The organism is Bradyrhizobium prioriisuperbiae (assembly GCF_032397745.1).
In the GTDB taxonomy this organism is placed as follows: domain Bacteria; phylum Pseudomonadota; class Alphaproteobacteria; order Rhizobiales; family Xanthobacteraceae; genus Bradyrhizobium_A; species Bradyrhizobium_A prioriisuperbiae.
The window spans coordinates 120093-146189 of the sequence record NZ_CP135921.1 but is presented as its reverse complement, the minus strand read 5'-3'; the positions used below and the strand labels follow the sequence as shown (position 1 = coordinate 146189).

At 63.5% G+C, this 26097-nt stretch carries 23 protein-coding genes; 15 read left to right on the top strand and 8 right to left on the bottom strand.

Annotation, left to right across the window (positions count from 1 at the left end):
* The first annotated feature begins 21 nt into the window (after window positions 1-21).
* Genes RS897_RS00690 through RS897_RS00680 form a run of 3 tightly spaced genes read left to right on the top strand, consistent with a single transcriptional unit; the run spans window position 22 to window position 2712 of the window.
* On the top strand, window positions 22-798 hold the full coding sequence (locus RS897_RS00690) for an IclR family transcriptional regulator (RefSeq protein ID WP_315834704.1): 777 nt from the start codon (window positions 22-24) through the stop codon (window positions 796-798).
* Window positions 795-2522 (top strand): bifunctional 3-(3-hydroxy-phenyl)propionate/3-hydroxycinnamic acid hydroxylase, encoded by a 1728-nt coding sequence (locus RS897_RS00685; RefSeq protein ID WP_315834703.1) that lies wholly within the window; start codon window positions 795-797, stop codon window positions 2520-2522. The genes RS897_RS00690 and RS897_RS00685 overlap by 4 nt, the downstream gene beginning before the upstream one ends.
* Window positions 2523-2556: 34 nt before the next feature.
* A complete protein-coding gene (locus tag RS897_RS00680) occupies window positions 2557-2712 on the top strand; it encodes a hypothetical protein (RefSeq protein ID WP_315834702.1) in 156 nt (51 codons plus the stop codon).
* Between the two features lie 59 nt (window positions 2713-2771).
* Here RS897_RS00680 and RS897_RS00675 read toward each other — a convergent pair whose 3' ends face one another.
* A complete protein-coding gene (locus RS897_RS00675; protein ID WP_315834701.1) occupies window positions 2772-2960 on the bottom strand; it encodes a hypothetical protein in 189 nt (62 codons plus the stop codon).
* Between the two features lie 214 nt (window positions 2961-3174).
* Between RS897_RS00675 and RS897_RS00670 the strand changes: the two genes are divergently transcribed.
* Together RS897_RS00670 and RS897_RS00665 are read left to right on the top strand one after the other, a co-directional pair.
* Entirely contained in the window at window positions 3175-3984 is an 810-nt protein-coding gene (locus RS897_RS00670) for a sugar phosphate isomerase/epimerase family protein (protein WP_315834700.1), read from the top strand.
* A gap of 5 nt (window positions 3985-3989) precedes the next feature.
* On the top strand, window positions 3990-4784 hold the full coding sequence (locus tag RS897_RS00665; protein ID WP_315834699.1) for a shikimate dehydrogenase family protein: 795 nt from the start codon (window positions 3990-3992) through the stop codon (window positions 4782-4784).
* 11 nt (window positions 4785-4795) lie between these two features.
* Here RS897_RS00665 and RS897_RS00660 read toward each other — a convergent pair whose 3' ends face one another.
* Window positions 4796-5599: an N-acyl homoserine lactonase family protein gene (locus RS897_RS00660; protein ID WP_315838933.1), complete on the bottom strand. Its 804-nt coding sequence runs from the start codon at window positions 5597-5599 to the stop codon at window positions 4796-4798.
* A 278-nt stretch (window positions 5600-5877) separates the two neighbouring features.
* On the opposite strand from RS897_RS00660, the gene RS897_RS00655 reads away from it, so the two are divergent.
* Window positions 5878-6363, top strand: a complete 486-nt coding sequence (locus RS897_RS00655; protein WP_315838932.1) for a (2Fe-2S)-binding protein — start codon at window positions 5878-5880, stop codon at window positions 6361-6363.
* Complete coding sequence (locus RS897_RS00650) at window positions 6360-8555, top strand: xanthine dehydrogenase family protein molybdopterin-binding subunit (protein WP_315834698.1); 2196 nt, start codon at window positions 6360-6362, stop codon at window positions 8553-8555. The genes RS897_RS00655 and RS897_RS00650 overlap by 4 nt, the downstream gene beginning before the upstream one ends.
* 349 nt (window positions 8556-8904) lie before the next feature.
* Here the strand turns inward: RS897_RS00650 and RS897_RS00645 are convergent, their stop codons facing one another.
* Both RS897_RS00645 and RS897_RS00640 read right to left on the bottom strand, forming a co-directional pair.
* Complete coding sequence (locus tag RS897_RS00645) at window positions 8905-10530, bottom strand: DHA2 family efflux MFS transporter permease subunit (protein ID WP_315834697.1); 1626 nt, start codon at window positions 10528-10530, stop codon at window positions 8905-8907.
* Complete coding sequence (locus RS897_RS00640; RefSeq protein WP_315834696.1) at window positions 10472-11806, bottom strand: HlyD family secretion protein; 1335 nt, start codon at window positions 11804-11806, stop codon at window positions 10472-10474. Before RS897_RS00640 ends, RS897_RS00645 begins: the two co-directional genes overlap by 59 nt.
* A gap of 173 nt (window positions 11807-11979) precedes the next feature.
* Here RS897_RS00640 and RS897_RS00635 point away from each other — a divergent pair, with 173 nt between their 5' ends.
* Window positions 11980-12642 (top strand): TetR/AcrR family transcriptional regulator, encoded by a 663-nt coding sequence (locus RS897_RS00635; RefSeq protein WP_315834695.1) that lies wholly within the window; start codon window positions 11980-11982, stop codon window positions 12640-12642.
* A 102-nt stretch (window positions 12643-12744) separates the two neighbouring features.
* Window positions 12745-13134, top strand: coding sequence for a tautomerase family protein (locus RS897_RS00630; protein ID WP_315834694.1), 390 nt, complete (start codon window positions 12745-12747; stop codon window positions 13132-13134).
* A gap of 93 nt (window positions 13135-13227) precedes the next feature.
* On the opposite strand, the gene RS897_RS00625 is transcribed toward RS897_RS00630, so the two are convergent.
* The 4 genes from RS897_RS00625 to RS897_RS00610 all read right to left on the bottom strand — a co-directional run bounded on the left by RS897_RS00625 (window position 13228) and on the right by RS897_RS00610 (window position 17708).
* On the bottom strand, window positions 13228-13365 hold the full coding sequence (locus tag RS897_RS00625) for a TetR family transcriptional regulator (RefSeq protein ID WP_315834693.1): 138 nt from the start codon (window positions 13363-13365) through the stop codon (window positions 13228-13230).
* A 111-nt stretch (window positions 13366-13476) separates the two neighbouring features.
* The gene (locus RS897_RS00620) at window positions 13477-14001 is read right to left on the bottom strand and encodes a DUF4269 domain-containing protein (protein ID WP_315834692.1); all 525 of its coding nucleotides are present in this window, start codon (window positions 13999-14001) and stop codon (window positions 13477-13479) included.
* An 84-nt stretch (window positions 14002-14085) separates the two neighbouring features.
* Window positions 14086-15291 carry a CaiB/BaiF CoA transferase family protein gene (locus tag RS897_RS00615; protein WP_315834691.1) on the bottom strand — a complete coding sequence of 402 codons (1206 nt, stop codon included), beginning with the start codon at window positions 15289-15291 and terminating at the stop codon, window positions 14086-14088.
* Between the two features lie 77 nt (window positions 15292-15368).
* On the bottom strand, window positions 15369-17708 hold the full coding sequence (locus RS897_RS00610; RefSeq protein WP_315834690.1) for a molybdopterin guanine dinucleotide-containing S/N-oxide reductase: 2340 nt from the start codon (window positions 17706-17708) through the stop codon (window positions 15369-15371).
* 233 nt (window positions 17709-17941) lie between these two features.
* Between RS897_RS00610 and RS897_RS00605 the strand changes: the two genes are divergently transcribed.
* The 6 genes from RS897_RS00605 (at window position 17942) to RS897_RS00580 (ending at window position 26090) form a co-directional block, all read left to right on the top strand.
* Window positions 17942-18832, top strand: coding sequence for a LysR substrate-binding domain-containing protein (locus tag RS897_RS00605; RefSeq protein ID WP_315834689.1), 891 nt, complete (start codon window positions 17942-17944; stop codon window positions 18830-18832).
* A gap of 203 nt (window positions 18833-19035) precedes the next feature.
* A complete protein-coding gene (gabT, locus tag RS897_RS00600; protein ID WP_315834688.1) occupies window positions 19036-20313 on the top strand; it encodes a 4-aminobutyrate--2-oxoglutarate transaminase in 1278 nt (425 codons plus the stop codon).
* 31 nt (window positions 20314-20344) lie between these two features.
* Window positions 20345-21796 carry an NAD-dependent succinate-semialdehyde dehydrogenase gene (locus RS897_RS00595; protein WP_315834687.1) on the top strand — a complete coding sequence of 484 codons (1452 nt, stop codon included), beginning with the start codon at window positions 20345-20347 and terminating at the stop codon, window positions 21794-21796.
* A 119-nt stretch (window positions 21797-21915) separates the two neighbouring features.
* A complete protein-coding gene (locus RS897_RS00590) occupies window positions 21916-23169 on the top strand; it encodes an ArgE/DapE family deacylase (protein WP_315838931.1) in 1254 nt (417 codons plus the stop codon).
* Between the two features lie 312 nt (window positions 23170-23481).
* Window positions 23482-25071 (top strand): ABC transporter substrate-binding protein, encoded by a 1590-nt coding sequence (locus RS897_RS00585; protein ID WP_315834686.1) that lies wholly within the window; start codon window positions 23482-23484, stop codon window positions 25069-25071.
* On the top strand, window positions 25068-26090 hold the full coding sequence (locus RS897_RS00580; protein WP_315834685.1) for an ABC transporter permease: 1023 nt from the start codon (window positions 25068-25070) through the stop codon (window positions 26088-26090). The genes RS897_RS00585 and RS897_RS00580 overlap by 4 nt, the downstream gene beginning before the upstream one ends.
* The last annotated feature ends 7 nt before the right edge of the window (window positions 26091-26097 follow it).

Here is a 26097-nt window from a genome sequence, read left to right as displayed (position 1 = left end):
GGGAAACAGCCGGAGCCTGAGATGTCGGGACTGAGCCGCTACGTTCATGTGCTGCGCCTGTTCGGCGAACAGAAAAGCGAATGGACGGTGCAGGAGATTGCCACATCCCTCAACGTACCGGCCAGCACGATCTATCGCACCGTGCGCGAACTGGTGGCGGACAATTTTCTGGAGCCATCGACTGAGGCGAACTACCGGCTGGGGCCGGCCTTCATCGAATACGATCGGCTGATCCGATTGACCGATCCGCTTGCGGGCATCGGCATCTCGCTGCTGCGCGAATGTGCGATCCAGGCGCGGGCGCCGTGCGCCGCGGTGCTGGCGCGGCTCTATGGCGACACGGTGATGTGTGTGGCGGACGTGGTGGCGCGGGATTCGACCGTTCGCACCAGTTATGAGCGTGGCCGTCCCCGTCCGCTGCTGCAGGGCGCGACCTCCAAGGCGATCCTGGCGCAACTGCCGACGCGCAAGCTCAACCGCCTGCTGGCGGACCACACGCCGCGGCGCAAGTTCGATCCAACGCCGGAACAGTTGCGTGAGCAGCTTGTGGCGGCGCGCAAGCGCGGCTATTGCGTGACCCGCGGCGAGGTTGATGCCGGACTGATGGGGATCGCGGCGCCGGTGTCGCTGCCCGAGCGTGGGCTGATCGCGAGCCTCAGCCTGATCGTGGAGTCGGCGGCAATCGACGATGCCGCCGAGCGTCGGCTGGTGCTGCTGGTGGTCTCGACCGCAAGCCTGTTGACCGAAGAGCTGAAGCTTGCGGTAACGCTGGATGGCGCCCGCCGCGCCACCTCATGACCGCGGCGGTCGATACCAGTGTTGATGTTGATGTTGATGTCGATGTGGCCATCGTCGGCGCCGGCCCGACCGGGCTGACCACGGCGAATATTCTGGGACAACAGGGTGTTCGCGTGGCGCTGATCGAGCGCAATGCAACGACGGTGTTGGAGCCGCGTGCGGTCTCGATCGACGACGAATCGCTGCGCACCATGCAGGCGATCGGCCTGGCCGACGAGGTGATGATCGATGTCGCACTCGATTATGGCTCTCGCTATTTCACGACGGCCGGCATCTGTTTTGCTAGGGTCGAGCCGACCGCGCGGGACTACGGCTTTCCCAAACGCAGTGCCTTTACCCAGCCCAGGCTCGAGGCGAAGCTGCGTCGCGGGCTCGATCGATTTCCGACCGTGCAGACGTTGTTTCAGCACAGCTGCGAGACGGTGACGGAACATGCCGACAGTGTCGAGCTGACACTGCGCGGGCCGGCGGGCGGCAACCGGCTGCTGCGCGCCCGCTATCTGGTCGGCGCCGATGGTGCCCGCAGCGTCATCCGCAAGCATGTCGGTGCGATACTCACCGGCTCGACCTACCGGCAGCGCTGGCTGATCGTCGATCTCGCTGCGACCAGCGAGCGGCTGCGCCAGACCCGAGTGGTCTGCAATCCGCGCCGTCCGCTGATCACGTTGCCTGGACCCGGCGGCATCCGCCGTTACGAGTTCATGCTGCACGATCATGAGGACGAGGAACGCGCGATCGATCCCGCGTTTGTGCGGATATTGCTGGCCGACAGCGGCCCGGATGCGGATGCGCCGGTCGTGCGTCGCCAAGTCTATACGTTTCATGCGCGCATCGCCGATCGCTGGAACACGCCGCGCGTTTTCCTCGCCGGGGACGCCGCGCATCTGTCACCGCCATTCGCGGGGCAGGGCATGAACAGCGGCATTCGCGATGCGCACAATCTGGCCTGGAAACTTGCCGAGGTGGTGCAGGGACGGCTCGGGCCGGGCCTGCTCGACAGCTATCAGGCCGAGCGCGAGCCGCACGCCCGCGCACTGGTTCAGCTTGCGATCAATATGGGCCGGGTGATGATGCCGACTTCGCCGCTGCAGGCCTGGTTGGTGCAAGGCGCGTTTCGTGCCGCCGCCATCGTGCCGGCGGTGCAGGCCTATTTCGCGCAGATGAAACACAAGCCGAAGCCGCATTACAAAGATGGCTTCCTGCTGTCCTCGACGGCCGTGCTGGTCGGCAGCATGTTGCCGCAGCCGGAAGTCGAGCGTGTCGACAGGCGGCGGATCATGCTGGATGATGTGCTCGGCGATGGTTTTGCGCTGGTCGCCTACGGGCCGGATGCGGAGCGTGCGCTTGATAATGGCCGCGATCTGGATTTCGGAGTCCCCCTTCGGCGCGTGGCCATCCTGCCGAGTTGGCAAAATCCGGAGCCGGGTCGATCGGGCGAGCCGGATGCGGGTGAGATCGAGACCGTGCGCGACATCGCGGACTTGCTCGCCCCGGTGCTGCCGGTCGCATCCTTGCTGCTGGTCCGGCCCGATCGTTATGTGGCGGCGAGCGTGGCCGCGGTTTCCTCGCTGACGGCATTCGCACAACAAATCCGGACACTGGTTGCGGACACTGGGGCGGCCGGGGCCGGTGGCGTCCAGGCCACTGGGCCAATGGGTGATTTCGCGTATGGCGAGAAGGGGCCCGAGTCGGCCATTTACGATCCGTTAACCACGCGATCGTAGGGTGAGCCTGCCGGGCGACCCCTGAGGAAGCCTAATGGACGCCCAGAAAATTGCCGTCGACGCCGTGGTGTCGCTGACTGGTTGCGACCGCAAGACGGCGTCCGATTTCATCATGAAGCTTTATCTGTCCGGAATCCGCGATCCCAAACGCCTGACTTTCAGGGCGTTGCAGGTTGTGACGCGGACTTAAAGTCCGCGTACGAATCCCTGACCAGCTCTTGGGCAGCTGCGCAAGCGCGATGCCGGACTTCAGTCGTGGGATTTGGCGATCAACGTAATCACCCATCGCTTCGGAATACTGGCGCCGTCTTCTTTGACAGACCGCACCTGCCCGGTGACGGATGAGCCATCAATGGCTAGTGTCGCCTTTCCTGCCTTGTAGAGCGCAAAGCGGCAGCGGCGCGCGACGGTCGGATCAGTGGTGGTAATCGTGTGCATGGCACACCTCATATGTTCGCGGTACGCGAAACCAATCCGCGACGGGTGGATCCTAGCAACAAAACGTTAACCAAATGATCCGGTGTCGCCGGGGTGAGCGGCCCGCGCTGTATCAGCAGTTTCCCGGCTGGTTTCGTCGGATGAACCGCCTTGACCTTGATGTCCTGCATCGGGATGGTCCGGCGTTGTCACCAGGGATTGCCGGAGTTTTTTATTGCGACGTCTGTCTCTCGCACATCTGACGCTGATGGTGGCCGATCCGATCGCCCTGATCGATGCCGCGTCAGCCGCGCAGTTCAGCCATATCGGGATGCGAATCGTGCCGCCGACGCCGGATGCGCGGATGCGGCCGGTGATCGGGGACGTGCCCTATCAGCGCCAGATCAAGCAGCGGCTGACTGAGACGGGTCTCAAGGTGCTGGATATCGAGGCGTTCTGGCTGACCGCGGAGACGGGTGTCGCTGCGATCGCGCCGGCATTCGCTTTCGGCGCCGAACTCGGGGCGACCTATGTGGTGGTGGTCGGCAACGATCCGGAGCGATCGCGCCTGATCGACAATCACGCGCGGCTGACCGAGCTTGCTGCCGCGCACGGCCTCAAGACCTCTCTCGAATTCATTCCCTACAGCGAAGTCAAAACCATCGCGGACGCGACAGATATCGTGCGCGCGTCGGGGCAGGCGGGTGCCGGCCTGCTGGTCGATGCGCTGCATCTCAGCCGCTCCGGTGGTTCGCCCGCGGATCTGGCGCACTTGCCGGCGGGACTGGTTCACTATCTGCATCTGTGTGACGCGCCGGCTGCGCTGCCGCCGGATGTCGCTGCTATCAGGCGCGAGGCGCGCGGAGAGCGGCTTTATCCGGGCGAGGGCCAATTGCCGCTCGCCGCGCTTCTCGCTGCATTCCCGGATGTTCCCGTCGGCATCGAAGCGCCCGACGGCCGCCGTGCCGGGCTGTCGTTTGCGGAGCAGGCTCATCTCGCTCGCGCCGCGACGCTCAGTGTGCTTCATCAGCCAGACAATGGATGATCCTGATGCCGATTCAACTCGATGGCGCGACACGCCTGATTCCGATTTTTGGTGACCCGATCGCCCAGGTCAAAGCACCGGCCGGCCTGACGGCTGAATTCGCACGGCGCGGGCGCAGCACGATGGTCGTGCCGTTTCATGTGACGCCTGATCATTTCGACAGCGTGGTGGTTTCGCTCGGTGCTGTTCAAAATGTCGACGGCTTCATTGCCACCATTCCGCATAAATTCGCCGCTTGCGCGTCATGCACCACGCTGTCGCCGCGTGCGAAATTTCTCGGTGTCGCCAATGTCGTGCGCAGAAACGGCGACGGCGGCTGGCACGGCGATATGCTGGACGGGCTCGGTTATGTGCGCGGCCTCGCGGCCGCGGGGTGCGACGTCTGGGGGCGCCGGGCCCTGCTGGTTGGCGCCGGCGGTGCCGGCAGCGCCATCGCCTTGTCCTTGCTGGACAGCGGCGTGACGGAGCTCGCGGTCCACGACGCTGATTTGGCCAAGCGCGATGCCTTGATTGCGCGGCTGGCAAACGCTCACGCCGGGAAGGTGTCCACGGGGGCGGCGAACCCGATCGGGTTTGATCTTGCGATCAATGCCACGCCGCGTGGCATGCGGCCCGACGATCCGCTGCCGATCGAGGCCGACCGAATTGAGAAAACCTGCTTCGTCGGCGACGTGATCACCGTTCCGGAGATCACACCGCTGCTTCAGATTGCGCGCGCGAAGGGGTGCAGCACCCTCACCGGCGTTGGCATGTTTGAGAGTTCGATCACGCTGATGGCGGACTTCTTTCTGGTCGGATAGGGCGCGAGAGCCTAGTCGTAGAACTCCGGTGACATCTTCAGAGTGTCGCGCTGTGCCTTGTCGTGGTTGATCCACAGCTGCGCCTTCTCCTCGGTGAGAACATCGGAGATGCGCTGCATCGAGGCCAGGGTCTTTTCCTTGCTGAAATTATTGGCCGGCACACCGCGGTTGTCCCAGTTGCCCTTGAAATGAACCGCGTCGCCTGACAGCACGATCGCGCCGGTGTGCTGCAGTTTCACCAGCAGAGACTGGTGACCGGGCGTGTGGCCCGGAGTCGAGAGAATGGTGACGCTGCCGTCGCCGAACACATCGTGGTCGCCGTCCAGCTTGGTGACCGGGTGGCTCGGTACAAATCGTGGCGCGTTGTTGGCGCCCGGCCAGTCGTATTCGGCTTTCTGCACAAAGAGCATAGCATTGGGGAACATCTCGATATTGCCGACATGGTCGGGATGGGTGTGGGACACCGCCATGCTTTTGATGTCTGCGGGGCTAAGGCCAAGCTGCGTCAGCTGAGAGGCCAGCGTTTTCGGACGGCGCCAGGTCAGAAAGCGCGGATCGGCAGGCTTTTGCCCATCCGGCAGGTCCGCGATGCTGTCGGCCAGACCCGTATCCCAGATGAACCAGTCCGCGCCATGCTTGATCAGGTAACAATTGTCGACGAACGGCATCGACTTGCCTTCGTTGACGCCGGGCGACCACATCGAGATATCGCCGGCGGTGCCTTCGCCACAATTGAGAATGTACAGCCGGTCGACGCCGGCAGCGCGGGCGGGGATGATTGCCGTCGGGACGACCAGTGCCAGCAGGGCGGCCATGATGATGTGGGCTCGCTTGATCATTTGTGTCCGCTCCGTTCGACGCGCGATGCGACGTTCGATTGATGTACCGCGCCGTTGTTACGGCTTGCCTTCAACTTTGCGCGAGCGATCGCGTCAGACGACGATTTGATCGGTTTGGCGGCCGATCGGCCGTGCCATCTCGATGTCGCCGCCGCATGTCCCAAAACGATGGGTTTATGACCTTTGTCGCAATGCAGCGCGCTCCTAGCCTCCCGCCATGTTCGGCGCGGTTGTTCGCGCGATTGTCACAGGAGATGGCCTTGGCTTTCACCGTATTGATCAATGGGCGGCAACAGGCCGTCGATGTGGATGGCGACACGCCATTGTTGTGGGTGTTGCGCGACGTGCTGGGCATGACCGGAACCAAGTTCGGCTGCGGCATCGCCCAATGTGGCGCATGCACCGTGCAGGTCGACGGCGTTGCTACACGATCCTGTATTACCACCATCGACAGCCTCGGAAAATCCGCGGTGACCACCATCGAAGCGATCGGTCAGACGCCGGCGGGGCAGAAAATCCAGCAGGCCTGGCTGGAGCGCGAGGTCGTGCAATGCGGCTACTGCCAGTCCGGCCAGATCATGTCGGCCTCCGCATTGCTGGCAAGCAACCCAAAGCCCACCGATGCCGACATCGACGATGCGATGGCCGGCAATATCTGTCGCTGCGGCACCTATGTGCGCATTCGTGACGCGATCAAGCATGCGGCTGCCTCGCCGGCTAAACCGGGAGCACGCGGATGATCATCGACCGATTGAAAGCGGCGCTCGCCCTGGATAATGGCACAGACCCGGGCCTGTCGCGACGAGCTCTGCTGAAAGCCGGCGTCGCCAGTGGCGGCGGCCTGTTGCTCAGCATTGGCATGCCGGCGCTGGCGGCGACCGCGGCAACGCCCGCCACCGATTTTGTTCCCAACGCCTTTATCCGAATCCCGCCAAGCGGCCGGATTGTCCTGACCATGCCGTATGTCGAAATGGGGCAGGGCACTTACACGTCGATTCCGATGCTGATTGCGGAAGAGCTTGAAGTGGATCTCGGCCAGATCACGCTCGAACATGCGCCGCCGGACGCCAAGCGTTACGGCAATCCGGCGCTCGGCGGCCTGCAAGTCACCGGCGGCTCCACCACGATTCGCGCGGTCTGGGTGCCGATGCGCCAAGCCGGCGCAGCCGCACGAACCATGTTGATTGCCGCCGCCGCGCAGCGCTGGGCTGTCGACCCCGCATCATGCCGGGCCGAAAATGGTGTGGTTGTTCACGCGGCCAGCGGCCGCAAGCTCGGTTATGGCAAGCTGGCAGAAGCCGCCGCGGTATTGCCGGTGCCCGACAAGGTCGTCTTGAAACGGCCGGAAGACTTCAAGCTGATCGGCACGCCGGCCAAGCGGCTCGACACCCCGGCGAAGGTCAACGGCAGCGCGATGTTCGGCATCGACGCGCGCCCGGCCGGTGTGAAGATCGCGACCCTGGCGCAATCGCCGGTGTTCGGCGGCAAGCTGAAAAGCCTCGACGACAGCAAGGCCAAAGCGGTGCGTGGTGTGCGCCAGATCGTGCGGCTGGACGATGCGGTGGCTGTTGTCGCCGACCATATGGGCGCGGCCAAGAAAGGCCTCGCCGCGCTGGTGATCGAATGGGACGATGGCCCGCACGCGGCGCTGAACACTGACGATATCGCTCGGGACTATGCAGCGGCACTGGACAGTCCGGGTGCGGTGGCGGAAACCCGCGGCGACGTCGACGGCGCCGTGGCAACCGCCGTGACCAAAGTCTCGGCGCAATATCACGTGCCGTTTCTCGCGCACGCGGCGCTCGAGCCGATGAACTGCACGGTGCATGTCCGCAAGGACAGCTGTGAGGTGTGGGTCGGCAACCAGATCCTGGGGCGAGCCCAGGCGACCGCGGCCGAGGTCACCGGTTTACCATTGGAAAAAGTCACGGTGCACAATTACCTGATCGGCGGTGGTTTCGGCCGCCGGCTGGAGATCGACGGCGTGACCCGCGCGGTGCAGATCGCCAAGCAGGTCGATGGACCGGTGAAAGTGATCTGGACCCGCGAAGAAGATATCCAGCACGACATGTACCGGCCGTTCTTCTCGGATACGTTCATGGCAGGGCTTGATGAGAAGGGATTGCCGGTGGCCTGGCGGCACCGGTTTGCCGGATCGTCGATCCTGGCGCGGTGGCTGCCGCCCTTGTTCAAGGATGGCATCGATCCGGAGACCATCGATGGCGCCGTCCACCTCGTCTATGGGCTGCCGAACTTCCATGTCGAATATGTCCGCAAGGAGCCGCCGGGAATCCCGACGGCCTTCTGGCGCAGTGTTGGTCCGTCCCACAGCGTGTTCGTGGTCGAGAGTTTCATTGACGAACTGGCGGCGGCCGCCAAGCGCGATCCGGTCGACTATCGCCGCGCGCTGCTCGACAAGGAGCCGCGCGCCAAGGCTGTGCTGGATCTCGCCGCGGCCAAGGCCGGCTGGGGCGGGACGCTGCCGAACGGTGTCGGCCGTGGTGTTTCGCTGCAGCATGTGTTCGGCAGCTACATGGCGCAGGTTGCCGAGGTTGAGGTCGCCAAGGACGGCAGCGTTCGGGTGAGGCGGGTGGTCTGTGCGGTCGATTGCGGTAGTGCGATCAATCCGAACACCATTGAGGCGCAGGTGCAGGGCGCGGTGATCTTCGGAATTTCGGCGGCATTGTACGGCGAGATCACCCTGAAGAACGGCCGGGTCCAGCAGAGCAATTTCGACGACTATCAGGTGGTGCGGATCAACGAGGCCCCGGCGATCGAGGTGCATATCGTCAGGAACACCGAGGATCCCGGCGGCATGGGCGAACCCGGCACCTCCGCGATCATGCCGGCACTTGCCAACGCCATCTTTGCAGCTACCGGCAAGCGGCTGCGCCGGCTGCCAGTGGACGCCAACCTCCTGAAGTCGGGATGAGAGACTTCGTCTGGATCAACTGATCTGCGTGATGGCTGGGCTCAATCCCGGCCATTGCCGTTTTCACGTCGGCAAAAGATAGGACATTTGAGAGTGGCGGAACCGTTTCGGTCTTGCGTGAGATCTTGGCCGGGCTTGCCGCGCCGCGAACCGGGAGGTTTTCGGTTCGGGAACGGCAAGCCCGTGCAATCCAGGCGGACCCGGATTGCGACGCCAACCAGCTCTCCGGAGGGGGGCATCTTTCGGAGAGAGTGGAACTCCGAGACGACGAGCGTCCCGAGAGTTGGCGTCGTTATGCCGAAGCAATGTGTCAGGCGCTACCTGCAGCGGGCTAGAATCCTTTCAAATTTCAGTGTGCTCCGGCACCACCCGCGCTCCGTACCTTTCGCGTGAACAGGATCGCTATTCCGGCGAGCACCAGCACCAGGCCGATCACCGCAAAAGTGTCGCTGAAACCCATCACCAGTGCCTGGCGTTTGACGGTCTGTCCCAGCGCGATGACGGCTTGCTGATGAGCGGCGGCTGGATCCGATACGCCATGCGCCATGAAGTAGTTCTGCATCTGGGCGAGGCGGGAACGGACCTCCTCGCGTCCCAGTGTCACCGACTGGCCGATGATGTTGGAATGATATTGCTCGCGCTTGGTGATCACGGTGGCGAGCATCGCCGTGCCGATCGCACCGCCGAGATTGCGCAGCATGTTGCTGATGCCCGAGGCCGCGGCGGCGTCCTGCGGGGCGATACCGCCGGTAGACACCGAGGTCAGCGGGGTGAGAACCATGGCCTGTCCGACGGCGCGGACGATGTTCGGGATCCAGAGCTGGTCGCCGGCATAGTCGAGCGACATCGCGGTGTTCATGAAGCAGCTGTAGGCGAAGATCATCAGGCCGATGAAGGCGATCGCGCGGGTATCAAATCGCTGCATCAGCATTGGGATTAGCGGGATCAGGATCAACTGCGGCAGTCCGGTCCATGCCATCACTGTGCCGATCTGCTCGGCGTTGTAACGTTGCACCTGTCCGAGATAGGCCGGCAGGATATAGACCGAACCGAACAGCGCGAAGCCGACCAGGGTCAATGCAATCGTGCCGAAGCCGAAGTTGCGTTGCGTCAGCAGCCGCAGCCGGATCAGCGGCTTCTTCACCGTCAGCTCGATCCAGATGAACAGCGACAGGCTGATGACGGCCACGATCGCCAGCTTGACGATGAAGGGCGAACCGAACCAGTCGTCCTTGTTGCCTTCCTCCAGCACGGTCTGCAGTGCGGAGAGCCCGACGGCCATGGTGACTATGCCGGCCCAGTCGCCCTCCTTGAGCAGTCCCAACTGCATGGGTTGGCGTTCGAGGGTGAAAAACAGCGCGATCAGCATCACGATGGTCGGCAGCACGTTGACGAAGAAGATGGTCTGCCAGCCGTAATTCTCGGTGAGATAGCCGCCGATGGTCGGGCCGATTGCGGGAGCGAAGGTGACCGAGAGGGCGAAGACCGCAAGGCCAATCGGCTGCTGCGACTTCGGCAGCTTGGTCAGCACCAGGGTGAAGGCCATCGGGATCAGCACGCCGCCGGCAAAGCCCTGCAGCCCGCGCATCGCGATCATGGAGCCCAGATCGTGGGTGAAGGCGCAGGCCACCGAAAACACAGCGAACAGCGCGGCGCTGGCCAGCATGTAGCGGCGGAACGAAAACACCCGGCTGAGGAAGTCGGTCATCGGGATCACCACGATCTCGCCGATCAAATAGGAGGTCGAGATCCAGGAACCGTTATCGACGCCTGTCCCGATGCCGCCCTCGATATTCAGCAGCGATGCATTGGTGATCTGGATGTTCAGGATCGCCATGAAGGCGCCGATCATGGCGGCGAGGACGGCGATCCAGGTGGTGGTGCTGGCGCGGTTGGGGTCGACCGCGACGCTACGTTCAGATGTTCTGCCAGAGATCGGCTGCGCGATCGAGGCGGACGGGGCGGGATTTGACATGGCATGATCCTTCCGAAATCTTGCCTTCGGAAACCTTGCTGGACACGTTCGAAGGGGTCTTTGGCGTTGCGGCCGCGATGGGGGCCGGCGTCAGGGTGTTGATGGTCGGGATCACCGACATGCCGGGGCGCAACGCGATCAGCGGATTGTCGTGGTTGAGAACGATCTTCACCGGAATGCGCTGCACCACCTTGGTGAAGTTGCCGGTGGCGTTATCAGGCGGCAGCAGCGCGAATTCCTGGCCGCTGGCCGGCGCGATGCTGTCGACGCGGCCATGCACGGTCTGTCCCGGGAACATGTCGACGTCGATCGCCACGAGCTGGCCCTTCTTGACGTCGGTGAGCTGGGTTTCCTTGTAATTGGCGATGATGTAGGCGCCGTCAGCGGGCACCAGTGACATCAGCTGGGTGCCGGCCGTGACATACTGGCCGACACGCAGTGTGCGGTTGCCGACCACCCCGTCGATCGGGGCGACAATGGTGGTGTAGCTGAGATTGAGTTCGGCCTGCTCCTGCGTTGCCTGTGTCTTGGCGAGCGCTGCCTTGGCCTGGCTGATATCGGCCCTGAGCAGATCGACCTGCTTCAGGGCGGAGGCAAGATTGGCGGTGTCGCGCTGCAGGGTGGCGTTGGCACCGGCGATGCGCGAGGCGGCCTGCTGCGCGTTTTGCACGCTGCCGAAGCCGGTCTTGGCCAGGTCCGAGTAGCGCCGGTTTTCCTGGTCGGCGAAAGTGACGTTGGCCTTGTCGACATCGATGGTGGCGCGTGCCGCGTCGATCACGGCCTGTTGCGCGTCGAGCTGCGCCTGCTTGCTGACGATGGCGGCCTGGGCGGCCTCCACGTCGGCCTTGGCCTGATCCAGCGCGACCTTGAAATCGCGTTCGTCGATCCGCGCCAGCGTCTGGCCCGCGGCGACGCGCTCGTTGTCGCCGACCAGCACCTCGCGCAAATAGCCGGAGACTTTCGGTGCAATGGTGGTGTTGTCGGCCTTCACATAGGCGTCGTCGGTCGAGACCTGAAAGCGGCCGAATGTCCAATAGTCGAAGCCGTACCAGGATGCGCCGGCCAGCACAGCGACCGCCACACCGGCCAACAGCACGCGGCGAAGACGGTTGGTGCGTGGCGCCGGGGCTGCGGTGGGGGAGACGTTGCTTTTGTTATGGGCAGTCTCAGCCACAGGAGATGAGATCGGATCGGACGCGGGCTGCTGCAGCAGATCCTCCGCCGCATCCGGCGGCAGCGTGCGGTCGACCTCGAAAGACGGGGAATGGCGGGTCATGGCGGCGCTCCTCAAAGCCTATCTAGCTGTAAAATAACGATAAATTTGTCACGCGACGGGCTTGATCTGAATTAGGAAACTTGATATTTTCCAAAATCAAAATAGAGACGATCATCGGACTGTCAATAGGATTATGACCATCATGCAATCACATAAATGCGAGGATGATTGACATGAAGGCAACACAGGACGGCAGCGCGGAGACTGACGAGCGCCGCTTTCGCGGCCGGCCGCAGGCGCGGCCGGACGAGGAAACGCGCATCATCATTTATGAAGCCGCGCGCCATCTGTTCGCGGTCGGCGGTTTTGCCGCGACCAGCATGGAGATGGTGGCGCGCAGTGCCGGCGTGTCGACCAAGACGCTGTACCGTCTCGTGCCGAACAAGTCGGCGCTGTTCGAAGGCACCGTGTCGGACCGGATGGACCGGTTTTTGTCGGCGGTGAATCTGCGCGCAGCGGAGCATGAAGACATCGAGGTGGCGCTGCGGACCGCACTGCTGACCTGCGCCGAACTCGTGCTCGACGAGGAAGTGATCTCGCTCAACCGCATGATGATCGCTGAAAGCGACCGCTTTCCCGAGATCAGCGCGACCTTCTACCAGAAGGCGATGCGGCGGACGGTGGCGGCGTTTGCCGACTGGCTGCGCGTGCGGCGCGACAATGGCGCCATCGTGCTCGACGATGTCGACGAAGCTGCCGGCATGCTGCTCGGCATGATGGTGTTCGAGCCGCAGCGTGCCGCACTGTTCGGCCATCAGCCGGCGCCGTCGCACGAAGCCATCGCCGAGCGCGCCCACCACTGTGCCGCGCTTTTTTTGCGTGGATGTGGGGGTTGATAGGTAGCTTCGGTCCACGCGAATCCATGATTCGTGAGATCCGAATTGTCTCCGTGAAGGACGCGCCTAGCCTTCCTCTATCTTGCAAATGGAGGCGGCGCCATGCCGGACATTCTTGTCGAGGTGCGCGGATCCTGGCTCGGTGCCCGCAAGCGATCCTTCTTGCTGGCCATTCATGATGCGGTGATCGAGGCGCTGAAAAGCGATCCTGAGGACAAGGTGGTTCGTCTGATCGAGCACGCGTCCGTCGATTTTCTAATTCCGGCGCAAGCCAGCGATCGCTTTACTCATATCGAGATCACTCAGTTCGTCGGGCGCTCGATCGACACCAAGCGGATGCTTTACAGGGCGATGGTGCGGCATCTGGAGCCGTTCGGCATTTCGGCGCATGATATCAAGATCGTGCTGAAGGAGGTGCCGCTGGCGAATGTCGGAATGCGTGGTGGTCGCGCAGCCTGCGACATCGACATATCCTACGATATTCAGGTGTGAGAAGTTGCGGGCACCGCCTGCCCCGCGAGGCGATGCGTGCGGCCTGCAGCAGCGCAACGGTTTCCTCCAGATGCCTGTGGAGCAGGGCTGTGGCTATCGCCTGCTGCTGTCGAAATACTGATACAGCGAGCCGATGCCGACACCCGCGACCTCGGCGATGCGGTTGGTGGTGGCCAGCGCCAGCGGCACGGTGTTCAAAACGCGAGTTTCGCCCTCGAGAATGCGATCCACCACCTCACATCGAAGTGAGCGCGTACACGATGCGCGTGACCATCCGACGCCGGGCTGCGCGGGCGCGATCCGCGCGTCCCTGCGCCAGTTCTTCGTGCCGGATCTCCGCCGTCAGATGCGCAACAGCAGCGCCTCAAGGCCGGCATTGGTTTCCCGTTCAAGTGCAAGCAAGGCTGCAAAGGGATCGCCAGCCAGGCCGAGCACCGCCGCAAAGGCCGGCTCGGTCTTCAGCCCGTTGCGGCGCGCCGCCAAAACGCGCGCATGAAGCGCCGGTCCTCCCAGCCGCAGCAGTCGCTGTTCGATATTGAAATGACGCATCGCGACCTGTTGTGCCACCGGCAAGGGATGGGCAAAAATCTCGAAGCTCCATCCCGACGCATCGAATCCGGCAATGATCGGCCGCTCATTGTCACGCCATTGATGCACCCGGAAGCCGGCCGCGTACGACCATGTGGTCCACAGCGTGATGAGGAATGCCTCACGCGCTGCAGGCGTCACCTCGCACAGCACGTCGATGTCGCTGTCCGGCAGGTCAAGACCAAGCGGGGGCGTGCCGGCGATCTCGGGTCGATACGCGGCAAGCGCGGTCATGACCCCGGCGGTGTCCAAGGCGGTTCGATAGTCGCAACGTGTCATGTTCGGCTCGTCTGTCGCACTGGTCTTGCCACAGTCCGGGCGATGGCCGCAATCGCGACGTCGGGCCGACGTTCCGGCTCGACCTCAATCCTTTGGCGGCAATTGAGCCACGGCGCCGCTGGCAACAAGGCGTTCCGTCTCCGCCTCGTCGCAGCCGATCTCTGTCAGGATCTCCCTTGTATGCTCGCCAAGCAGCGGCGCCAGCCGCTGCGGCTGTGGCTGGCTGTCGCTCCAGGTCGAGGCCACCCGCATCGACAGCACCGGGCCCTCCGAGGAATGCTCGACCGGCTGGAAGAAGCCGACCGCGTTCAAATGCGGGTCGTCCATGATCGAGGTCAGCGTGTGCGCCGGCGTATGCGGGATGTCGCAGGCGAGCAGCATCCCTTCCCATTCGGCCGAGGTGCGCTCGCGCATGATCTCGGCCACCTCCTGGTAGATCGCATCGATATGGGCGAGGCGGTCCGGATGGCTGGCGAAGCGCGGGTCGTCGAGCTTCGCGGCGTGGCCGCTCATGGTCAGGAAATCGCGCCAGTGCTTGTCGGTGTAGAGCAGCACGCAGAGATGGCCGTCGGCAGTGCGGTAGGGTTTGCGGTTTTTCGCCATCAGGCGCGCATAGCCGCCCTGGTCGAGCGGCGGCCGGAAGCTGAGACCGCCGAGATGATCGCCCAGCACGAAGCTCGCCATGGTCTCGAACATCGGCACGTCGATCTTCTGGCCGCGCCCGGTCTTGTCGCGGTGGCGCACAGCGGCGAGCACGGCGTTGACCACATGCAGCCCGACGATGCGATCGGCGATGTTCACCGAGACATACCGTGGTGTGCCATCGCCGGTTTCCGCCAGCAGATGCGGCACCGTGGAAATGCCCTGGATCAGATCGTCATAGGCGGGCCGTGCGGCATAGGGGCCGTCCTGGCCGAAGCCGAAGGCGCCGACATAGATGATGCCGGAATTGACGGCGGCGACGTCGTCATAACCGAGGCCGAGCCGGACCATCGCCTGCGGGCGGACATTGTAGATCAGGATGTCGGATTTTTCCGCCAGCCGCAGCGCCACGTCGAGTCCGGCCGCAGTTTTCAGATCGACCACGATGCTGCGCTTGCTGCGGTTGGCATGCATGAACATGCCGCCCATGGTTCCGCCGCGGCTTGGTCCCACCGCGCGGGTCATGTCGCCTTGCGGGCTCTCCAGCTTGATCACATCGGCGCCCATGTCGCCGAGGATCGAGGTGGCGTAGGGCCCCATCAGCACCGAGGTGAGATCGAGAATGCGTAAACCGTCGAGCGGGCCCATGATGATCCCTGATGCAGGTTTCTTGATGTGATTGTCGTTGCAGGTCGTTTCATTATCTCAAGCCAGCGTGTTGGCCGTCATGAGATTCGTTCCAGCTCGGCAGCTTCAAGCCGCGCCACCGGCTCCGGTGGATCGAACGCGCGCACCATGGGCAGTGGTCCACTGTATTTCTCGCACTCGACCACCGTGACCTGGCCGCAGCATCCCTGGGCCAGTTTCGATGTGCCGATGTCGCGGGTCAGGACGTTCGGATTGCCGTGAACGCACATCGGCGTGTCGTTGGCGGCGGGATCCGGATCATACCAGGCCCCGGTCGGCAGATGGATCACGCCTTCCATCACACGGTCGGAGACCGCCGCCGCGGCAAGGCACGCGCCACGGTCATTGAACAGGCGAACGATGTCGCCACTGACGATGCCGCGTTGTTTGGCATCCACGGGATTGAGCCGCACCACCTCGCGGTCCGCGACCTTCTGCGACTGGCTGTAACCGCCGAAATCAAGCTGGCTGTGCAGCCGCGTTGCCGGCTGGTTGGCGATCAGGGTGAGTGGATGATCCGGTGTTGCCGGCTCGGTCGAGGGCATCCAGGTCGGATGCCCGGGGCAATCGTCATAATCGAAGTCCGCGATGGTTTTGGAGAAGATCTCGATCCGGCCGCTGGGAGTCGGTAGACTGTTGGTTTCGGGGTCGTCACGGAACGCGCGCAGGAAGCCGCCATCGTCCGGCTCGGACGGCAGCGCCAGTTCACCGCGCTGCCAGAACTCCTCGAAGTCCGGTGCGTCGAGTCCCTTGGCGTCGAGTGCGCGGCGTGTGGTGTCGTAGAGATGTGCGAGCCACTGCTGGCTGTTGCGCCCCTCGGTGAACGCCTGCTCGACCCCGAGCCGGCGCGCGAGGTCCGCGAAGATGTCGAAATCGTCGCGGGCCTCTCCGACCGGCGGCGCGAGCTTGCGCATCGCCACCAGCACCGGATCGGTGGCGGCGGCGCCGATGTCGTCACGCTCCAGTGTCATGGTCGCTGGCAGCACGATGTCGGCGAAGCGGGCCATCGGCGTCCAGGCGGTCTCGTGCACAACGATGGTGCGCGGCTTGTTGAAGGCCTCGCGCAGCCGGTTGATGTCCTGATGATGGTGGAATGGATTGCCGCCGGCCCAGTACACCAGCTGGATGTCCGGATAATGCATGGCCCGACCGTTGTAGTCGAACGGCTGTCCCGGATTGAGCAGCATGTCGCTGACGCGGGCGACCGGGATGAATTCTTCCACGCCGTTCTTGCCTTGTGGCATGGTCGGGATCGCCACCGCATTGACGCGACGGCCGGTGTGGCCGAGTGCGCCCAGCGCATAATTGTAGCCGCCGCCGGGCAGCCCGATCTGTCCCAGCATCGCCGCCAGCACCGCACCCATCCACACCGGCTGCTCGCCATACTGCGCGCGTTGCAGCGAATGCGACACCGTGACCAGGGTGCGGCCGCGCGCCGCCTCGCGCGCGAGATCGACAATGTGTGACGCGGTAAAGCCGGTGATCGGCGACGCCCAGCTCGCATCCTTCGGTTGCCCATCATCGCGGCCGAGCACATAGCGTTCGAACAGGTCGAAGCCGGTGCAGTAGCGATCGAGGAAAGCGCGGTCGCAGAGTTTCTCGACAATCAGCGTGTGCGCCAGCGCAAGCATGAAGGCGACGTCAGTGCCGGCCTTGATCGGCCACCAGCGCGCGGCGGCCTCGTCAGGCAGATCATCGCGCAGCGGACTGATGCTGTGGAATGTGGTGCCGCGCTGCGCCGCCTTCTGCATGGCGTCGCGCTCGATATGCCGGCTGATGCCGCCGCTGGCGACCATCGAGTTCTTCAGCGCCATGCCGCCGAAGGCCAGCACGGTGTCGGTATAGGTGGAGATCTGGTCCCAGGTGACGTTGCGCCGCGAGATATTTTCGAACTGCCCCAGGATGTGCGGCAGGATCACCGCGGAGGCGCCGGCGCTGTAGCTGTTGACCGAGCGGACATAGCCGCCGAATGCGACATTGAGAAAACGGTGGATCTGGCTCTGGGCGTGGTGGAAGCGGCCGGCGCTGGCCCAGCCATAGGAGCCGCCATAGATCGCGCTTGCGCCGTATTGCTTGTGGACCTGCGACAATTCGTCGGCGAGCAGATCGAGCACCGCGGTCCAGCTGAGTTCGACGAACTCGCCGTCGAGGGTCCTGGTGTGGCCCGGTGTCTTCTCCAGCCAGCTCCGCCGTACCATCGGCTTGAGGATGCGCGCCTTGTGGCGCAGCGCGTTGGTGAAATTGCCCAGGATCGGTGATGGCGCCGGGTCGTCGGGATAGGCCGCGACATCGACCGTCTCGCCGTTCCACCGCGCCGAAAACACACCCCAGTGCGCGCTGTGCGGGCTCCACGGCTGTGGCGGTGTCTTCTGGTCCATCGATCGCTCCGACATTGGTGTCACGTCCGGCTGCTCAGTCAGCACCGAATTGGCTGATACGGCAAGTGCTGATCTTTAGACACGTTGTGAAATGCCGTACCGTTGCTGCAGACCTGAGCCGCGCGGACGGTATGATCGATTCTGACCGGATCCGCGAACCGGGCGAGAGGGATACATTAAGGTGAGACATTGATAATGTGCGGCGCTGGTCCCGAAATTGCACTGATCTGGCTATGACTCGACCTCGTTTGCCGTCTCTCATAGCGCTCCGCGCATTCGAAGCCGTCGGCCGCACCGGCAGCGTGCGCGCCGCGGGCGATGAGCTTGCGGTCAGCCACACCGTGGTGTCACGCCATCTGCAGAATCTGCAGAAAAGCCTCGGAGTGGTGCTAGTGCGCGGCGAGGGGCGCGGCGTGATGCTGACCGAAGCCGGCCTCGCGTTCCATGCCCAGATCTCGCAGGCGTTCGACATCATCGCCCGCGCCACCACGACGGTTCGCCCGGCCTCGCGCCCGGCGCTGAACATCTGGTGCATCCCCGGCGTTGCCAACCGCAGGCTATTGTCCCGTCTGCCGGAATTGACCGGGCCGCCGCGTAACTGGGATGTCAACCTGCAGCCCACATTGTCGCACCCGGATCTGTCGCGGGCCGAGGCCGACGCGGAGATTGTCTATGCAGATGTGGTGGATTCCCGCGGTGCATTGATGGCGGAGGCGCTGGTGCGGCCACGGGTGTTTCCGGTGGCGAGCCCGGCCTATCTCGCGCGTTATCCGGCCATCACCTGTGTGGCCGATCTGGCAAACGCCACGCTGATTCACGAGGAATCCACCGAGCAGTGGGAGCGCTGGTTCGAGCTCGCCGGGGTCGATGACCTGCCACCGCTGCGCGGTCAGCGGCTTTGGCACGCCCATCTCGCCATCGAGGCGGCGCGGCTGGGGCAGGGCATCGCAATCGGCAACGACGTGCTGGTTGACGACGATCTGCGCGCCGGCGCGCTGGTCGAAGTGATCCCGACCTCGGTTTATATGGAGACTTATCAGCTGGTGGCGCTGAAGGAGCGCTGGAGCGACCCGGCCATCGTCGCCTTGCGCGACTGGCTGAAGCGGACGCTGGCGACAACATAAACGATTGCTGTAGCCCGGGTGAGCGTAGCGAGACCAGGGTTGAATAGGTGGCAAGCCCTCGGATATCGCTCTGCTCATCCGGGCTAATTCAGAGGCCATGGCACCTCCCGATTGGTGCATCAGAGTCACCAGACCCAACCAACAAGCTGATTGTTCCTTCGCATTGGCGTCATACGCTGCTCGTCAGTTGCAGGGGATGGCTGATGACGGCGAATGCGGAATTGTTGGCGCGCAGGCAGACGGCAGTTGTGCGCGGGGTCAGCCACGCCACACCGATTTTCGCGGCGAAGGCACGAAACAGCGAAATCTGGGATGTCGAAGGCAAGCGTTATGTCGACTTCGCCGGCGGCATTGCGGTGCTCAACACCGGCCATTGCCACCCGCTGATCATGCAGGCGGTACGCGACCAGCTCGAACGCTTCACCCACACCGCGTTTCAGGTGCTCCCTTACGAATCCTACATCGAACTCGCCGAGCGGCTGAACGCCCTGGCGCCGCTGCACGGCCCAGCCAAGTCGATCCTGCTGTCCACCGGCGCGGAGGCCACCGAAAACGCCGTCAAAATCGCCCGCGCTGCCACCGGCCGCAACGGCGTGATCGCGTTTACCGGTGGTTTCCACGGCCGCACGGCGCTCGCATCCACCATGACCGGTAAGGTCGTGCCCTATAAAAAGAGCCTGGGACCGGCGCTGCCGGACGTCTGGCATGTGCCCTTCCCGGTTGCGGGCGGCGAGGTCAGCGTCGAGGACGCGCTGCGCTACATCAACTTCATCTTCAAGGCCGATATCGACGCCTCGCGCGTCGCCGCAATCATCATCGAACCGGTGCAGGGCGAGGGCGGTTTCCATCAGGTGCCGGCCGAGCTGATGCGCGGTCTGCGTCGGATTTGCGACGAGCATGGCATCGTGCTGGTCGCCGACGAGGTGCAAACCGGTTTCGGCCGCACCGGCAAGATGTTCGCGATGGAGCATTACGACGTTCAGGCCGACCTGATCTGTGTGGCGAAAAGCCTCGCCGGCGGCCTGCCACTGTCGGGCGTGATCGGGCGTGCCGCGATCATGGACGCCGCCGAACCCGGCGGTCTTGGCGGCACCTATGCCGGCCATCCGCTCGCTTGTGCCGCGGCGCTCGCGGTGCTGGATATTTTCAAGAGCGAGGATCTGCTGGGACGGGCCAATGCCATCGGTGCACGGTTGCGCGCCGCGATCGACCGGATGTCCCGTGCCAACCATCTGGTGCCGATGTCGGCCGCCCGCGGCCCCGGCGCGATGGTCGCTTTCGACGTGCTCAAGCAGCGCGGCAGCAACGAGCCCGATGCCGAAGCGACCCGGCGCATCACGCAGCGTGCCCACGAAAACGGCTTGATCCTGCTGTCGTGCGGCACCGCGGCCAACACCATTCGCATCCTGGTGCCGCTGACGGCTTCGGATGAGATCGTCGATGAGGGGCTTGCCATTCTGGAAGAATGCCTCGTGGCCTAGGACTTTTCCTCAAGTATCGGGATGATTTGATATGCTGAAACTGACTGATCCCGCTTTGCTGGTTGATCGTTGCCTGATTGGCGGCGAATGGACCGGCAGCCCCGTCGATCCCGTGCACAATCCGGCCACCGGCGACCTCGTCGGCAAGGTGCCGCAGTTCGGCGCCGGCGAAGCCTTGACGGCCGTACGCGCGGCCGGCGCCGCCTTTCCGAAATGGTCGAAGCTGCTCGCCAAGGAGCGCGCGACCATCCTGCGCCGCTGGAACGACCTGATCCTTGCCCATCGCGAAGATCTCGCGCTGCTGTTGACCTCGGAGCAGGGCAAGCCGCTGACGGAAGCCAAGGGTGAAATCGAGTATGCGGCCTCTTTCGTCGAGTTCTATGCCGAGGAAGCCCGGCGCATCTATGGCGAGACCATTCCGTCGCATCGCGCTGATTCCCGCACCCTCGTCATCAAGCAGCCGGTCGGCGTCGTGGCCGCGATCACGCCGTGGAATTTCCCGGCGGCGATGATCACGCGCAAGGTCGCGCCGGCGTTGGCGGCCGGCTGCACCGTGATCGTCAAGCCGGCGCCGGAAACGCCGCTGACCGCGCTGGCGCTCGGCGTGCTGGCGCAGCGGGCCGGCATTCCGCCCGGCGTCCTCAACATCATCACCGGCGACGCGCCCGCGATCGGCAAGGTCTTGACTGAACACTCCACCGTGCGGGCCATCAGCTTCACCGGCTCGACGGAAGTGGGCAAGATCCTGATGCGCCAGGCCGCATCGACCGTGAAGAAAGTCGGACTTGAACTCGGCGGCAACGCGCCGTTCATCGTGTTCGATGATGCGGACCTGGATGCCGCCGTCGAAGGCGCCATGGTGTCGAAGTTTCGCAACATGGGTCAAACCTGCGTCTGCGCCAATCGCATCTACGCCCAGGACAGGATCTACGACGCGTTCGTGCAGAAGCTCGCGGAGAAGGTCAAAGGCCTCAAGGTCGGCAACGGCCTCGACGCCGGCGTGACCCAGGGGCCGCTGATCACCAGCGAGGCGATCGACAAGGTGGAGCGGCATCTGGCGGACGCCGCCGCCAAGGGCGCGCAGATCGTTACCGGCGGCAAGCGGCACGAACTCGGACGGACCTACTTCCAGCCGACGGTGCTGTCGGAGGTGACCACCGAGATGGTCATCACCAACGAGGAAACCTTTGGTCCGGTGGCCCCGATCTATCGTTTTAGCGACGAAGCTGACGTGATCGCGCAGGCCAATGCCTCGCCGTTCGGGCTGGCGGCGTATTTCTACGCTCGTGACCTCGGCCGGGTGTTCCGGGTCGCGGAAGCGCTGGAGTCGGGCATGGTTGGCGTCAATTCCGCGCTGCTGGGTGCCGATGTGGTTCCGTTCGGCGGCGTCAAGGAATCCGGCCTCGGGCGCGAGGGATCGCGTCATGGCATCGAGGAATATGTCGACATCAAATATATCCTGCTCGGCGGACTCGACCGATAGAGTAAGCCGGGCATTGATCGCAGCGATATCTTCATTGTATTGACGGGAGGCGACCCTTGGCGACAACGACCTCGGCGCAACAGGCAAAAGCAGAACCAGATCGTCTTCTTCTTGAAGAGCTGAGTTCCGCCATCGATCGCAATTTCGACAAGCAGGTCGCCTTCCTGCAGCGGCTGGTGCAGTTCCGCAGCCTGCGTGGCGAGGAAGCGCCGGTGCAGCAGTGGCTGGCGTCGCAGTTTGCCGAGCGGGGCTACAAGGTTGATGAGTTCAGTCTGGCGGACGTCAAACTGCATGAACACCCGAAAGCCGCGCCGATGGATAACATCGATCCCGCCGGCTCCAGGCAGGTCGTCGCCACCTATGACAACAACGGGCATGGCCGCAGCCTGATCCTGCAGGGACACATCGATGTGGTGCCGGAAGGCCCGGTCGACCTGTGGAGCGATCCGCCGTATGCGGCGGTCGTGCGTGACGGCTGGATGTTCGGCCGCGGTGCGCAGGACATGAAATCCGGCGTCTCCGCCATGATCTTCGCCCTCGACGCCATCCGCGCGGCTGGCTACGCGCCCGATGCACGGATTCATCTGCAAACCGTTACAGAAGAAGAGAGCACCGGCAACGGTGCGCTGTCGACCCTGGTGCGTGGCTATCGCGCGGACGCTTGCCTGATTCCCGAACCGACCGGACATACCTTGACCCGTGCCCAGGTCGGCGCGGTCTGGTTCCGGCTGCGGGTGCGCGGCACGCCGGTGCATGTCGCTTACGCCCAGACCGGGACCAGCGCGATCCTCTCCGCCACCCATCTGATCCGCGCATTCCAGGAGTACACCAAGACATTGAACGCCAAAGCGGTCGAGGATTCCTGGTTCAAGGACGTCAAGGATCCGATCAAGTTCAATGTCGGCATCATCAAGGGCGGTGACTGGGCGAGTTCCACTGCTGCTTGGTGCGAGCTGGATTGTCGGCTCGGGCTGCTGCCGAACTCGTCGCCGCAAGAGGCGATGCGCGGCATTGAACAATGTCTGGCCGAGGCGCAGAAGAACGATACCTTCCTGTCGGAAAATCCGGCTGAGCTGGTGTGGAGCGGCTTTCAGGCCGACGCCGCGGTGTGCGAGCCAGGCAGCGCGGCGGAAGGCGTGCTCGGCGTCGCACACCAGACGGCCTTCGGTGCCACCCTTGAAGATCGCCTCTCCACTGCCGTCAACGATACCCGCTACTACTGCGTCGACTACGGCATTCCGGCGCTGTGTTATGGGCCATACGGCATCGGGCCGCACGCCTTCAACGAGCGGGTCGAACTGGAGAGCATCCGCAAGACCACGCTGAGTATCGCGCTGTTCGTGGCCAATTGGTGCGGCCTGAGAAAGCTGTGATGTCTCCGATCGAAGTCACCGCATGATGCCGTCGTCGCGACCGCGCTGCGTTCGCATCATCCGCGGGGCGGCCGCCGACGACTCTTCACCGATAAAACCAAGCTCTATGAATATCCCGTTGTCCCGAGCTGCGAACGCGCCTCGAAGGATGAACGATCGAACTCGGGACAGTCGAGTCTCGCCGCGCGAAAACCAACAACAAAAAATGATCGTAACCGGGGACGCCTCAATACCGCTTCTGGATTCATTCTTGCATCTATTTTTCGGCAAGCCGACTGAGTTTCAATGTGTGATCATCGCGAGGGACGGGGCATGAACAGACGTGAATTCGCCAAGTTGAGTTTGATGACGGGTGTGATGGCCGGCAGCGGTATTCCGCTCGGGCTGAAACGCGCGGCGGGGCAGACCCGCGGGGGAACGCTCAATACCATCATCCAGCCCGAGCCGCCGATTCTCGTCACCGCGCTGAACCAGCAGCAGCCGACACTGACGCTGGGCGGCAAGATCTACGAAAGCCTGCTGCGCTACGACTTCAATCTGAAGCCGATGCCGGGGCTAGCGCAATCCTGGGAGGTGTCGCCGGACGGGTTGACCTATACCTTCAAGCTGTTCCCCAATATCACCTTCCACGACGGCACGCCGCTGACCGCTGACGACGTCATCTTCTCGACCACCAAGATGCTGATGGAAACCCACGCTCGCGCCCGCGGCACCTTTGCCCGGGCGGAGAGTGCGACGGCGCCGGATCCGCTCACCGTGGTGTTCAAGTTGAAGGCACCGTTTGCACCCTTCCTCGGCGCTTTCGATTGCACCACCGCGCCGATCGTGCCGAAGCACATCTATGACGGTACCGATTACCGCAAGAATCCTGCCAATGCGCAGGCCATCGGCTGCGGGCCGTTCAAGCTGAAGGAATGGGTGCGCGGCTCGCACGTGCATCTGGTCAAGCACGAAGGCTATTATCGCAAGGGCGAGCCGTATCTGGACGAGATCATCTACCGGGTGATCCCGGACGCCGCGTCGCGCTCGGTGGCCCTCGAACAGGGCACTGTGCAGCTGACCCAGTGGTCGGATGTTGAATCGTTCGATGTGCAGCGGCTGGCGAAGCTGCCCAACCTCGACATGACTACCAAGGGTTACGAGTTCTTCGCTCCGCATCAATGGCTGGAATTGAACAACCGCATCGCGCCGATGAACGACAAGCGTTTCCGCCAGGCGGTGATGTACGCCATCGACCGCAAGGCGATGCTGGCGCGGGTTTATTTCGGCCTCGGCAAGATCGCCACTGGTCCGATCTCGTCGAAGACGCGCTTCTATGAGAAAGACGTCAAGCAGTACGAATATTCGCTCGACAAGGCGAAGGCGCTGCTCGACGAGATGGGCCTGAAGCCGGGCGCGGACGGCAAACGGGTGACGATCCCCTATCTCGTTCCACCGTATGGCGAGATCTATCAGCGCTCCGCGGAGTTCCTGCGCCAGTCGCTGGGACGGGTCGGCATCGACCTGCAGCTGCAAGGCATCGATATGGCTGGCTGGGCAGAGAAATGCAGCAACTGGGATTTTTCGATGACCATGAACTTGGTCTACCAGTTCGGAGATCCGGCGCTCGGCGTGTCACGCACCTACATCTCCTCCAACATCCGCAAGGGCATCCTGTTCTCCAACACCGCCGGTTATTCCAATCCGGACGTCGACCGGTTGTTCGAAGAGGCGGCGGTGGCGACCTCCGACGCCAAACGGCAGGAGCACTACAGCGCCGTGCAGAAGCTCGTGGTCGAGGATGTCCCGGTGGTCTGGCTGCTTGAGCAGGATTATCCGAATTTCATCGATAAGAAGCTGAAGAATGTGATCACGACGGCGATCGGCGTGCACGAGACGTTCGGCACGGTGTCGCTGGGATGAGTTTGCTCGCCCTCGACGCGAAGGGAGGCGGCGTGGTTGCCGCCGCCCTTGCCATTGGCGCCTGGGTCGCCAAGTTTGTCGCGGTGGTGCTGGTGATCGCCACCTTCAATTTCGTGCTGGTTCATGCGGCGCCCGGCGATCCCGCCCAGGTGATCGCCGGACAAAGCGGTGCGTCCGACGAAAAGCTGCTGGCCCAGTTGCGCGAGGAGTATGGCCTCGACAAACCTTATATCGTTCAGCTTGGGACCTATTTGAAGCGGATCGTCACTCTCGATCTCGGCTACTCCTACCGCCAGCAGCGACCGGTGCGGGCGCTGCTGGCTGAGCGGCTGCCGGCGACCCTGCTGCTCACTGGCACCGCGTTCCTGACCGCTTTGTTTCTCGGCATCGTGCTCGGCACGCTGGCGGGTGTGCGCGCCGGCAAGTGGTCGGATACGGCGTTGACCATCGTCTCGCTGTTTCTCTATGCCATGCCGGTGTTCTGGCTCGGGCTGATGCTGGTGTTGCTGTTTTCGGTGCGGCTCGACTGGTTGCCGGCCTTCGGTTACGTCACCATCGGCGTGCAGATGACGCCCTTGCAGCGGATCGGCGATATTGGTGCTCATCTCATTTTGCCGGCGATCTCGCTCGCCGCAGTGTATCTCGCGATCTATGCGCGGCTGATGCGCTCCTCCGTCATCGAGGTGACGCACCAGGATTTCATCAAGACCGCGCGCGCCAAGGGCCTGAAACAGGGCCGGATCATTGCCCGCCATATCCTGCGCAATGCCATTCTGCCGGTGGTGACCGTTGCCGGCATGCAGGCGGGAGCGCTGGTCGGTGGCGCGGTGGTGATCGAAACCGTGTTCGCCTGGCCCGGCCTCGGCCGGCTGACCTATGACGCAGTGCTGCAGCGCGACTATCCCGTGCTGCTCGGCATCTTCCTGGTGATGTCGGTGATCGTCATCGTGCTCAACCTCGTCACCGATGCGATCTACCGGCTGATCGATCCCCGCGTCAGTCTGCGCGCAGCGTCCTGAGCGGAGG